Below are 11890 nucleotides of genomic sequence, written 5' to 3'. Positions count from 1 at the left end.
AAGGCGCCGCCTCCCCGTGGATCTGTGGCGTCGAGGAACTCGGCTGGTCTGGGGAAGTCATTGCTGTCACCTGAGGAACGCGGCGGCGATGATGCCCGCGTCTTGTCCGTGCGCCCGGCGTCGCCGCCCGGGACGGTTTTTGAATTGGAGAGCGGCTAGTATTGTCGGATAATCTGCGCATGTCCAGCCGCCCCGCATCCCCTGCCGACCGCCCCGCTGCCGCCGGCACGGGGGCGAGGGGAACCGCCTCCGGGCAAGCCGACGCTGGCCCGGCGGAGGGCGGCCGAGCGGCGCAGTCCGACACGTCGCCCTCCGGGCGCTGGCGCGCCCGACTGCGCACCCGACTGCGCGAACGTTGCGCCGACGGCGCCCGCCGGCTGCAGCCACTGCCTGGCGCCTGTCTTGCGCTGCTCCGCCACCCCTTCTGGCGGCGCCTGGGCCGCGCCATGGCGGCGGTGCTGCTGGCCCTGCTGGCCATGGCGGCGGTGCTGGTCCTGCTGATGCGCTTCGTGCTGTGGCCGCAGGCCGCCTCCGCGCGGGCCTGGCTCGAACAGAAGGGCTCCATCGCGCTGTCCGCGCAACTGACCATCGAGACACTGGAAACCGGCTGGGACGGCTGGCACCCCTCGTTCCGCGCCAAAGGCATCCGCGTGCTGGACGACCGCCAGCGGACGCTGCTCGCGGCCGAGAACGTGGCGGGCGAACTGTCGTGGCGCTCGCTCGGCTCGCTGGACCTGCTGTTCGCCCGGCTCGATGCCGACGGCGCCGATCTGCTGATCCAGCGCACGCCCGATGGTGCGCTGCGCATCGCCGGCCTGCCGGTTGGCCAGGGCGGCCCGGATACCGGCGACCATCGCTTCACCAACTGGCTGTTGTCGCAAGGTCATCTGGACCTGCGCCGCGGGCAGCTGCGCTGGCTCGACGAGCAGCGCGGCCTGCCCCTGCTCGAAGTCGGCGACATCGCCTTGCAGGCCCGGCGCGACGGCTCGCACCACACGGTCCGGCTGGAGGGGCGCGCGCCATCGCTGTCCCCCCGCCAGCTGGTGGTGACCGGCGCCTTCCGCCATCAATACCTGCAGGAGACCGGCGACTGGCGCAACTGGCGCGGGCAGGCCAACTGGAACCTGGGCGACCTGCGGCTGGCCGCGATCCAGCGCTACCTGCCGCTGTTCGACAGCGTTGCCAGCGGTGTCCTGGGCACGGACGGCACCGTCGAGTTCGACGACGGCAACGTGCTGCGCAGCCAGGTCCGGCTGCGGGCCGCCGACATCGACCTGAAGGTAGGCGGCGCGTCGCAGCCGCTGCGGCTGGGGCAGGCCCAGGCCCTGCTGCTTCATCGCAACGAGCGCGGCGACAACCAGCTGACCATCGACACGTTGCTGTGGGAGGCAGCCGGCGACGCGGCCACGCCAGCGCCGGGGCGCGAGGCGATGCGCCAGGTGACGCTGCGCTGGGCGCACGACAGCCGGGGCAATCTGCGGCGGTTCGCCTTGAAGGCACCGACGCTGGACCTGGACGGCCTGCGCACGCTCGCCTCCGCGATGCCGCTGACCGGCGAGACGGCGAAGCGGCTGCGCGCGCTGCAGCCCTCCGGCCGGATCGACAATCTGGACCTGAACTGGTCCCGCGAGGCCGGCACCCTGCTGCGGCCGACGTCGCCGCCGCGTTACCGCGCGCAGGGTGTGTTGCGCAATGTCGCCGTGCGCGAGCAGCCGGCCAGCGCGCGCGGCGAATCCACCATCGGCGTGCCGGGCTTCAGCGGCCTGTCGGGCAGCTTCCAGTTCGACGAGCGCGCCGGCACCGCGCGCCTCGAAGGTAGCGGCGCCACGCTGGTGCTGCCAGGGCTGTTCGAGGATCCGCGACTGGCCTTCGACGAGCTGGCTGGCGAATTGCGCTGGCAGCGAAAGAACGGCCGCCTGACGGTACGAAGCGACGGCATCCGCTTTGCGAACGCCGACGCCGCGGGGGCCGTGCGGGGCAGCTGGCGCCAGGGCGGCGACGGCCGCGCCGGCCTTGCCGACCTTGCCGGCGAACTGAGCCGGGCGGCCCTGCCCAGCGTGCCGCGCTACCTGCCGCTGCAGGTGCCGGCCGCCACCCGCCGCTATCTGAGCGGGGCCCTCGCTGCCGGCGAATCGCACGACGTCCGCTTCTCGCTCAAGGGCGACCTCGCGCATTTCCCGTTCCGCCGCGGCGACGAGAAACACGGCGACTTTCATGTCGAGGTGCCGCTGCAGCAGGCCTCCTACCAGGTGGCCCCGCAGATCGAGGGCAGGCCGTGGCCGCTCTTCACCAATATCGACGGCAAGCTGGTGTTCGACCGCGCCAGCATGACGCTGCTGGCCGAACGCGCCGCCGTGCAAGGGATCCAGCAGGTGGTGGTACGCGACGTCAGCGGCCGCATCGACGCGCTGGACAGCCACGGGCGGCTGACCCTCGAAGGATCGGCGCAGGGGCCGGTGCACGGCTTCCTGCGCTATCTCGTCTCCAGTCCCATCCACCAGTGGACCGGCGGCATCGCCGCGGGAACGCGCGCCAGTGGGAACGGCGAACTCCAGCTGAAACTCGACATGCCACTGGTCGAAGCCGAGAAGGCCCATGTGGAGGGACGCTTCCGGCTGCAGGGCAACGATGTGCTGCTGCGGCCCGGCACGCCGATGCTGACCGGCGCGCAGGGCAGCGTGGCGTTCCGCGAGCACGGCTTCACGCTGGAGAACGTACGGGCGCGGCTGCTGGGCGGCGAGGTGCGCGCCAGCGGCGGCACCCAGCAGGATGGCACCGTCCGGGTCACCGCCGCGGGCGTCCTCAGCGGCCGCGGCATTTCCCAGCTGCTGGCGGGAACTGGCGGCGCGGGCCTCGCGTCGCGGGTGGAAGGCAGTGCGCCGTGGCAAGCCAGCATCGGCGTGCGCGACGGCCAGCCCTCGGTACAGCTGCAGGCCGACCTGCAAGCCATGGCGCTGAATCTGCCGGCGCCGCTGACCAAGCCGGCGGGCCAGCCGATGCCGCTGCGCTTCGAGATGCGGCCTGCCCCGAACCGCGCTGGCATGCAGGACGTCGACCTGCAGCTCGGCCCGGCGCAGGCTTCGCCGCTGCTGCACGCCCGCTACCTGGTGCGGCACGGTGGCGACGGCCTGGAGATCGCGGCCGGCGGCATCGGCATCGGCCAGACTGCTGCCTTGCCTGCCAGCGGTGTCGCCGCCGCGATGGCGGTCGAGCGTTTCGATCTGGACGCCTGGCGAGCCGCGCTGGCGGCGCCCTCCCCTGCGCAGCCCGCAACGGCGCAGCCCGCCCCTGCGCACGCCGCCCCCTCGCAGCGGGAGCAGGCCGCCGCGCTGCCGCCGGCACCGGCGCCGGGGGAGGAACCGCCCCCGCAGGCCAGCGCACCGGCCACGGCAGAGACCGGCGCCACGGCCTGGCTGCCGACCCGGATCGCCGCGAGCGCCCGCGCGCTGCACGCCTTTGGCCGCGATCTGGACGGGGTCACGCTGGAAGCGAGCCGGCTGGAAGGCCCGTCGCAGGGCTGGCAGGCCCGCATCGACTCGCGCCAGATCGCCGGTCTGGTCAGCTGGCGGGAGGACCCGCAAAACAGCGCCGGCGCGGTGACGCTGCGGCTGGCCCGCCTCGATATCCCCGACAGCCAGGACACCAGCCGCGTCGCCGACGCGCTGGCAGGCCAGGTACACCAGCTGCCCGCCATCGACCTTGCGGCCGAGCGCTTCCAGCTGCGCGGCCACGACTTCGGCAAGCTGCTGCTGCGGGCCCACACCGAGGTCAGCGACGGCGAGCCGGTCTGGACGCTCGACAAGTTGTCGCTCGAACAGCCTGGCGCCACCTTCACCGGCAGTGGCAGCTGGCGCGTGCCCCGGCGCGTGCGCGAAGGCGTTGCCGCCGAGCGGCGGACGCTGCTGAACTTCGAAGTCGATATCCGCAACGCAGGCGAGGTGCTGGACCGACTGGGCATGCCGCACACGCTGGAGGGCGGCAAGGGGCAGCTGCAGGGTCGCATCGGCTGGATCGGCTCGCCGCTGGCGATCGACTACGAGTCGCTCGGGGGCCGGCTGGCAATGAAGCTGGAGAACGGCCAGATCCTGGCGGTCGAACCGGGCGCGGCCAAGCTGCTCGGCGTGCTCAGCCTGCAAAGCCTGATGCGGCTGGTGACGCTGGACTTCCGCGCGCTGACCGGCCAGGGGCTGGTGTTCGACCAGATCAGCGCCACCGGCACCATCTCCAACGGCATCGCCAGAACCGGCGATTTCCAGCTCAAGAGCCCGCAAGTCAGCGCCACCATGACGGGCACCGCCAATATCCCGCGCGAGACGCAGGACCTGGAGGTCGCGCTGGTGCCGAGGATCAACGCCACCACGGCATCGGTCGCCGCCGCCTTCGTCAATCCCGCGCTGGGAATCGGCACGCTGGCCGCCCAGCTGCTGTTCGCCGACGAGTTCTCCAAGGCCTTCACCCAGCACTATCGCGTGACCGGCAGCTGGGCCGATCCGAAGATTGCCAAGGTGGGCGACAATAAGGCCGGCGAAGGCATCCCCGACCATCGCCAGCCGGAGCAGTCCTACCTGCCGTGACCACGGGAGCGAGCCAAGCATGCCAACCGACGATACCCAACCCTCTTCCGGCGCCGGCACTGGGCGCCGCCCGTTTCGCGTCGCCGCCGTGCAGACCGTCACCGGGACGGATCTGGAGCGCAACCTTGCCCGCGCCGAAGCCAGGATCGCGGAAGCGGCCGCCGGCGGCGCCGAGCTGGTGCTGCTGCCCGAGTACTTCTGCCTGATGGGGCACAAGGACAGCGACAAGGTGGCGATCCGCGAGCGCGAGGGCGACGGGCCTATCCAGCATTTCCTGGCCGAACAGGCGCGCCGGCATGGCATCTGGCTGGTCGGCGGCACGCTGCCGCTGTGGTGCGAGGACGACGCGCGCGTGCACAACGCCTCGCTGGCCTTCGACCCGCAAGGCCGGCAGGTCGCCCGCTACGACAAGATCCACCTGTTCGGCTTCACCCGGGGCGAGGAGAGCTACGACGAATCGCGCACCATCCTGGCAGGCCGCACCCCGGTCACCTTCGACGCACCCTGTGGCCGGGTCGGCATGTCGGTGTGCTACGACCTGCGCTTTCCCGAGCTGTATCGCCGCATGGTGGAGGGCGACGGCGCCAGCCTGATCCTGATGCCGGCCGCCTTCACCTGGACCACCGGCCAGGCGCACTGGGAGGTGCTGCTGCGGGCGCGCGCGATCGAGAACCAGTGCTACGTGCTGGCTGCCGCGCAAGGCGGCAAGCACGAGAACGGCCGGCGCACCTGGGGCCATTCGATGCTGGTCGACCCGTGGGGCGAGGTGCTGTCCGTGCTGCCCGAAGGCGAAGGCGTGGTCAGTGGCGTGATCGACCCCCAGCGCATGGACGAAGTCCGGCAGAACCTTCCTGCATTGCGGCACAGGGTGCTGTAGCATGGACCTTTCGCCATCGCGGCGAAGCGGCACCGACAGGACGACCGCTCGCCCCGATGGCCCGGCCCCCACCCCAGGGCCGCAGACGAACGATTAGAGGATACTCATGAACGCTGGCGATCTCGGAATTCGCAATCTCGCCACCGCGCAGCAATTGCTGCTGACGCCTTACGGCCTGGACGAGGCCCGCCTGCAGCGGGTGCTGGCCGACATCTTCACGCACCGGGTCGATTACGCCGACCTGTACTTCCAGTACACCCGCAGCGAGGCCTGGAGCCTCGAGGAAGGCATCGTCAAGTCGGGCAGCTTCAATATCGACCAGGGCGTCGGCGTACGGGCCGTATCGGGCGACAAGACCGCCTTCGCCTACTCCGACGAAATCAGCCTGGAAGCGCTGATGCAGGCGAGCGCCGCGACGCGCACCATCGGCAAGGTCGGCAGCGGGCGCACCAAGGTCGCCGGCACGCTGGTCTCGCATACGGGACGCGGGCTCTACGCGCCGAACGACCCGCTCGATTCGATGCCCGCCGCCGAGAAGGTCGCGCTGCTCGAGCGCGTGGAAAAGATGGCGCGCGCCAAGGACCCGCGCGTGGTGCAGGTGATGGCGGGCCTGGCGGGCGAGTACGACGTGGTGCTGGTGGCCCGCAGCGACGGCGTGATCGCTGCCGACGTGCGCCCGCTGGTGCGGGTGTCGGTCACGGTCATCGCCGAGCAGAACGGGCGCCGGGAAATCGGCACCTCCGGCGGCGGCGGCCGCTATCACTACGGCTATTTCGACGACGAACGTCTGCGTGGCTACGTCGACGAAGCGGTGGCGTCGGCACTGGTCAACCTGGAAGCGCGCCCTGCCCCGGCCGGCGCGATGACGGTGGTGCTCGGCCCGGGCTGGCCCGGCGTGCTGCTGCACGAGGCGGTCGGCCACGGGCTGGAAGGCGACTTCAACCGCAAGGGCTCGTCGGCTTTCGCCGGCCTGATCGGCGAGCGCGTCGCGGCCAAGGGCGTCACGGTGGTGGACGACGGCACGCTGGAAAACCGCCGCGGCTCGCTGAACCTGGACGACGAGGGCAATCCGACCCAGTGCACCACGCTGATCGAGGACGGCATCCTGCGCGGCTATATCCAGGACACGCTGAACGCGCGCCTGATGAAGATGCCGGTCACCGGCAACGCCCGGCGCGAGAGCTTCGCCGCGCTGCCGATGCCACGCATGACCAACACCTACATGCTGAACGGCGACCGCGACCCGCAGGAGATCATCGCCAGCGTCAAGCGCGGACTCTATGCCGTCAACTTCGGCGGCGGCCAGGTGGACATCACCAACGGCAAGTTCGTCTTCTCCGCCAGCGAAGCCTATCTGATCGAGGACGGCAAGATCACCGCCCCGGTGAAGGGCGCGACGCTGGTGGGCAACGGCCCGGAATCGCTGAAGGACGTCACCATGATCGGCAACGACATGCGGCTGGACTCCGGCATCGGCGTGTGCGGCAAGGAAGGCCAGAGCGTGCCGGTGGGGGTCGGCCAGCCGACGCTGCGGATCGAGAACATGACGGTCGGCGGCACCGCCTGAGCGAGCGAATCTGGGGGAAAACACAGGTGCCTTGCGGTCATCGCGCAACAGCGTGGCGTGCAAGGCGCTTGCCAAGCCCCCGGAATCAGGCTATAAATTGCCTTCGCCGAACAGCGGCACGACACCGCTTCACAGCATCGCTGCATCGCGCGCATTTCCAGCGCATCGATTCAAGCCACTGACTTACTGCCTCACTACCCTCATGTCCGCCAAGTTTTACTTTTACTTTTTTGGCGATCTCGCACCGCTGGCGGATGGAGAGGGACAGTCGTAAGCACCTTCCAAGATTGCAAAAGACCGCCAGCCCAGCCTGGCGGTTTTTTTTCGCCCGCCGCTGCGCCACCCCACCCTGTCAAGACTGAAAGTACTGGAGCCATCATGTTGAAGAACACCGACGACCTTCGCATCCGCGAACTCAAGGAACTGCTGCCGCCGGCGCACCTGATCCGCGAGTTTTCGCTGTCGGAAAAGGCGTCGGACGTCATCTATGGCGCCCGTCAGGCCATGCACCGGATCCTGCACGGCATGGACGACCGGCTGATCGTCATCATCGGGCCCTGCTCGATCCACGACACGCGCGCCGCGCTGGAATATGCCAAGCTGCTCAAGGTGCAGCGCGACCGCTTCAGCAACGAGCTGGAAGTGGTGATGCGGGTCTACTTCGAAAAGCCCCGCACGACGGTGGGGTGGAAGGGTCTGATCAACGATCCGCATATGGACGGCAGCTTCAAGATCAACGACGGCCTGCGCACCGCGCGCGAGCTGCTGCTGAACATCAGCGAGATGGGGCTGCCTGCCGGCACCGAGTACCTTGACATGATCAGCCCGCAATACATCGCGGACCTGGTCAGCTGGGGCGCGATCGGCGCGCGCACCACCGAATCTCAGGTCCACCGCGAACTGGCCTCCGGACTGTCCTGCCCGGTCGGCTTCAAGAACGGCACCGACGGCAACGTGAAGATCGCGGTCGACGCGATCAAGGCGGCCTCGCAGCCGCACCATTTCCTGTCGGTGACCAAGGGCGGCCACTCCGCCATCGTCTCGACCGCCGGCAACGAGGACTGCCACATCATCCTGCGCGGTGGCAAGGCGCCCAACTACGATGCGGAAAGCGTTGGCGCCGCCTGTGACGCGATCGCCAAGGCGGGACTGGCCGCGCGCCTGATGATCGATGCGTCGCACGCGAACAGCAGCAAGAAGCACGAGAACCAGATCCCGGTGTGCCAGGACATTGCCCGCCAGCTTGCCGCGGGCGAGGAACGGATCATCGGCGTCATGGTGGAATCGCATCTGATCGCCGGGCGGCAGGACCACGTGCAGGGCGCACCGGTGGAAACGCTGACCTACGGCCAGTCGGTCACCGACGCCTGCCTCGGCTGGGATGATTCCGTGCAGGTGCTGGAAACGCTGGCCCAGGCGGTTCGCGACCGCCGGCTGGCGCGCGGGTCGGGCAACTAGGCGGAAGGGAAGGCCCAGCGGTTGGCCCATGCAAGATCCCGGCCGGCCCTGTCTGTGCAGCGGTATACTTGGACAACACCAGGAGTCGACATGAGCAAGGCCCTCGAGAAGTACAACGTTCCGCTGAAGACGCGCGTGCGGGTTCCCGCCACCAGCACTTGGGAGGTGGCTCAGGCGAGCGTGGTGACTGTCAAGGAAAGCGAGGGCCGGGTTCTCGAGGTAGTGCGAGCCCCATCCGCCACGGTTTCCGACAAGGCGCGCCTGGTCATCGCCAAGCACAACGAAGTCATCAAGCGGCTCGCGAAGCGATGATCGCGCAGTTCATCTCGATTCCCGCCGATCAGGTCCGTGAGATCCACGACCTGATCCTGGAAACCGAGATCGGGCTGGCCGGAGAGCATGCCGGCTACCTCGAGGGAGCCCTGAATCGAGTGCAGACGGCTCAATACTACGAAGGTGTCGACGATCTATTCGAGCTGGCCGCCCACTGCACTCGAAAGAGGAGAGACCACCCGTAGCATGCTGCTCTACTTCTTCAACACCAGGTCCCCGCGCAGCGAGCTGATATAAGCCGCCATGTCGCGCAGTTCCTGCCGTGTAAACGGTCGCGGCTTGCCGTCCTTGCCGACGATACCCGGATTGGCGTTGACCTGGCCCTGCATGATCGCGTTCGCGCGACCCACCTGCGGATTGCCGCTGATCTGGTAGGCCACCAGCGCGTGGTACAGGTAGCTCTCGTGCTGTCCGGCGAGCTTGGGGTATTCCGGTGCGATCGGCGTCTTCATGTCCGCGCCATGGCAGGCGGCGCAGTTGGCCTTTTCCACCAGCGCCTTGCCGGCGGCGATATCGGCAGCCTGCGCGCCGGTCACCGGTGCGGCCAGCACCGCGGCGGCGAGCACGAAGGCGCGGGGCGCGCGGCAGAGCGTGTTCAGCGTCGTCATGTCCCTGTCCCTCACTTCTGCGGATTGTTGGCGGAGCCCGGCTTCTGCTGGGCGTAGTAGGCCGCCACATCGGCGATATCCTGGTCGGTCAGGGTCGCGGCGATGCCTCGCATCGTGGGGTGCTTGCGCACGCCCTTCTGATAGTCCTTCAGCGCGTTCTCGATGTACCTGGCGTTCTGGCCGCCGATCAACGGTACGTCATACACTTCCGGAAACGAGGCGCGGTAACCGGGAATCCCATGACACCCGATGCACATCGCGACCTTGTCTCTGGCTGCCTCCACATTGCCCTTGACTTCCTGCGCCTGCGCGGCCGTTGCGGCCGCGACCAGCACCATTCCGAGGAGCTTTTTCATTGTCGTCGCTGTTTGGAAGTGGAAAACCCCGCATGGCCTTGCCGTCGAGCAAGCCATGAACTTCCAGGCAGAGGCAAGACCGGGGCCGGGCATCTGCCTGATGCTGACCCGTAATCGTGATCGCGGCTCCGGTGCTGCCGCACAGGTGGGGAACGCGCGCGGCGGCGCGAGGAGGGATCGGACGTGGGGCGCGTCAAACCGGCGCAGTGTACAGCAGGCGGCACGCGACTGTCCAGACGGCCTCCCCCGATGCGCACGGGGTGAAAAGGTCTTTTATACTGGCCCATTCCGGCCCGTTTTCCGACCCGTGCCGAGGAATGGCACAAGGCGCGTTTCAGCGGGTTTTTCCCGGATTTTTTGCCTGTTTTGCCGAATTGCACCGCGCCGATGGCCGGGCCGAAAAGGGGCGTGCCGTGCGGCATCGCCGGGGCAAGGGCAACGGCCCGCAGTGTCGCAAAGCCGCCCTCGGGGTTTCCACCAATGCCGCGGCGACAGCGCGGCGATCGGTGCCATCGGCGCTTGCGCGGCACGGCTCTCCCGAACGATCCTTGGCATTGGCTTCGACCCTGCTCCGACCCATTTCCAGTTCCCACACCGCGACATGAACGACACCCGATCCGCCGCGACCGCGGCCTCCTCCACCCGCTTCGAAGGCAGCGAGCACTACGTCGCCACCGACGACCTGAAGCTCGCGGTGAACGCCGCTCGCACGCTGCAGCGTCCGCTGCTGATCAAGGGCGAGCCGGGCACCGGCAAGACCATGCTTGCAGAGGAAGTCGCCGCGGCGCTGGGCATGCCGCTGCTGCAATGGCATATCAAGTCGACCACCAAGGCGCAGCAGGGCCTGTACGAGTACGACGCGGTCTCGCGGCTGCGCGACTCGCAGCTGGGGGACGACCGCGTCCACGATATCCGCAACTACATCGTCAAGGGCGTACTGTGGCAGGCGTTCGAGGCCGACGAGCCGGTGGTGCTGCTGATCGACGAAATCGACAAGGCGGACATCGAGTTCCCCAACGACCTGCTGCGCGAACTGGACCGGATGGAGTTCTACGTCTACGAGACGCGCGAACTGGTGAAGGCGCGTCATCGTCCGCTGGTGATCATCACCTCGAACAACGAGAAGGAACTGCCAGACGCGTTCCTGCGCCGCTGCTTCTTCCACTACATCAAGTTCCCCGACGCGGAGACCATGCAGCGCATCGTCGACGTGCACTATCCCGGCATCAAGCGCGAACTGGTGACGGCGGCGCTGGAATCGTTCTATGCGATGCGCAACCTGCCGGGGCTGAAGAAGAAGCCGTCGACCTCCGAACTGATCGACTGGCTGAAGCTGCTGATGGCCGAGGACATTCCGCCCGAGGCGCTGCGCAGCCCGGACAAGAAGGCGGCCATTCCACCGCTGCACGGCGCGCTGCTGAAGAACGAGCAGGACGTGCATCTGTTCGAGCGGCTGGTGTTCATGAACCGCGCCAATCGCTGAGCCGGCGCAAGCGGGAGCGACGATGACACGACTGATCGAGCCGATCGTGCTGGAGGGGCGCCACGCCATGCTGGAGCCGCTGGACCTGGCGCACGAAGCCGAACTGCGCGCCGCGGCGAGCGACGGCGAACTCTGGAACCTGTGGTACACCTCGGTGCCCTCGCCCGACACGCTGCATGACTGGATCCGGGCGGCGCTCGATCAGCGGGAGCAGGCGGGCGCCATGCCGTTCGTCGTGCGCCGGGTCGACAACGGGCTGCCGGGTCCGGTGGTGGGCACCACGCGGATGTTCAACGTCGATGCGGTGCATCGCCGGCTGGAGATCGGCCATACCTGGTATGCCCGCAGCGCGCAGCGCACCGCAGTCAATACCGAGTGCAAGCTGCTGCTGCTCGCGCATGCCTTCGAGCAACTGCGCTGCATCGCGGTGGAGTTCCGCACCCACTGGATGAACCACCAGAGCCGCGCGGCCATCGCGCGCCTGGGCGCCAAGCAGGATGGGGTGTTGCGCAACCACATGGCGATGCCCGACGGCTCGCTGCGCGATACCGTGGTGTTCTCCATCATCGCCAGCGAATGGCCGACGGTAAGGCGCCATTTGCACTATCGGCTGGAACTGCCGCGCTGACGCGCG

At 68.5% G+C, this 11890-nt stretch carries 10 protein-coding genes; 8 read left to right on the top strand and 2 right to left on the bottom strand.

The genetic code is table 11. The annotated features are described in order from the left end of the window. Positions 1-179 precede the first annotated feature (179 nt). From K6V06_RS02260 to K6V06_RS02235, 6 genes are all read left to right on the top strand, one after another. Entirely contained in the window at positions 180-4574 is a 4395-nt protein-coding gene (locus K6V06_RS02260; protein WP_222239932.1) for a YhdP family protein, read from the top strand. Between the two features lie 19 nt (positions 4575-4593). Further along, positions 4594-5451: a carbon-nitrogen hydrolase family protein gene (locus K6V06_RS02255; RefSeq protein ID WP_222239931.1), complete on the top strand. Its 858-nt coding sequence runs from the start codon at positions 4594-4596 to the stop codon at positions 5449-5451. Positions 5452-5557: 106 nt separating this feature from the next. Further along, positions 5558-7018, top strand: a complete 1461-nt coding sequence (tldD, locus tag K6V06_RS02250) for a metalloprotease TldD (protein ID WP_222239930.1) — start codon at positions 5558-5560, stop codon at positions 7016-7018. Positions 7019-7396: 378 nt separating this feature from the next. After that, positions 7397-8476: a 3-deoxy-7-phosphoheptulonate synthase AroG gene (gene aroG / locus K6V06_RS02245; RefSeq protein WP_222239929.1), complete on the top strand. Its 1080-nt coding sequence runs from the start codon at positions 7397-7399 to the stop codon at positions 8474-8476. 90 nt (positions 8477-8566) lie between these two features. Continuing rightward, on the top strand, positions 8567-8788 hold the full coding sequence (locus K6V06_RS02240; protein ID WP_222239928.1) for a hypothetical protein: 222 nt from the start codon (positions 8567-8569) through the stop codon (positions 8786-8788). Continuing rightward, positions 8785-8994 (top strand): hypothetical protein, encoded by a 210-nt coding sequence (locus tag K6V06_RS02235; protein WP_222239927.1) that lies wholly within the window; start codon positions 8785-8787, stop codon positions 8992-8994. Before K6V06_RS02240 ends, K6V06_RS02235 begins: the two co-directional genes overlap by 4 nt. Before the next feature lie 9 nt (positions 8995-9003). Here K6V06_RS02235 and K6V06_RS02230 read toward each other — a convergent pair whose 3' ends face one another. Together K6V06_RS02230 and K6V06_RS02225 are read right to left on the bottom strand one after the other, a co-directional pair. Next, positions 9004-9417, bottom strand: coding sequence for a c-type cytochrome (locus K6V06_RS02230; protein ID WP_222239926.1), 414 nt, complete (start codon positions 9415-9417; stop codon positions 9004-9006). A gap of 11 nt (positions 9418-9428) precedes the next feature. Then, positions 9429-9773 (bottom strand): cytochrome c, encoded by a 345-nt coding sequence (locus K6V06_RS02225; protein WP_222239925.1) that lies wholly within the window; start codon positions 9771-9773, stop codon positions 9429-9431. Positions 9774-10374: 601 nt separating this feature from the next. Here K6V06_RS02225 and K6V06_RS02220 point away from each other — a divergent pair. Together K6V06_RS02220 and K6V06_RS02215 are read left to right on the top strand one after the other, a co-directional pair. Continuing rightward, entirely contained in the window at positions 10375-11256 is an 882-nt protein-coding gene (locus K6V06_RS02220) for a MoxR family ATPase (RefSeq protein ID WP_222239924.1), read from the top strand. Between the two features lie 22 nt (positions 11257-11278). Beyond that, entirely contained in the window at positions 11279-11884 is a 606-nt protein-coding gene (locus K6V06_RS02215) for a GNAT family N-acetyltransferase (RefSeq protein ID WP_222239923.1), read from the top strand. Positions 11885-11890 lie beyond the last annotated feature (6 nt).

It is taken from the genome of Cupriavidus sp. AU9028 (assembly GCF_019795295.1).
Lineage (GTDB): Bacteria > Pseudomonadota > Gammaproteobacteria > Burkholderiales > Burkholderiaceae > Cupriavidus.
This window is presented reverse-complemented; position numbering and strand designations above follow the sequence as displayed.